This is a genomic window from Pseudomonas sp. AC463, from assembly GCF_979253585.1.
Window position 1 is genome coordinate 1 of the sequence record NZ_CEEDDZ010000553.1, and the last position, 276, is coordinate 276.

A 276-nucleotide genomic window follows, 5' to 3' on the forward strand; every position below is an offset into this window, starting at 1 on the left:
TGTTGGTGCTGTACTCGGCACCGCGATAGATCTCGGTCTGCCCCTTCTGGCGGCCGAAACCCTTGACCTCGGTGACCGTCATGCCCGCGACGCCCAGCGTGGTGAGCGCTTCGCGGACCTCGTCGAGCTTGAACGGCTTGATGACCGCTATGACCAGTTTCATCCCGCCCCCTTTGATTGGCTATTGATGCAGGATGCTGCTCTGCAACAGGCGTGCCATTCGGGAGACGCAGCCATTCCGTAGCGGAAGGCCCGCGAAACCGTTTAGTTAACGAA

General features: G+C 60.1%; 1 protein-coding gene. It reads right to left on the minus strand.

The genetic code is table 11. From position 1 onward, the window contains the following. The coding region (locus tag AC0IYH_RS31380) for a P-II family nitrogen regulator (protein ID WP_471838131.1) at positions 1-163 on the minus strand (163 nt) is incomplete at its 3' end. Positions 164-276 lie beyond the last annotated feature (113 nt).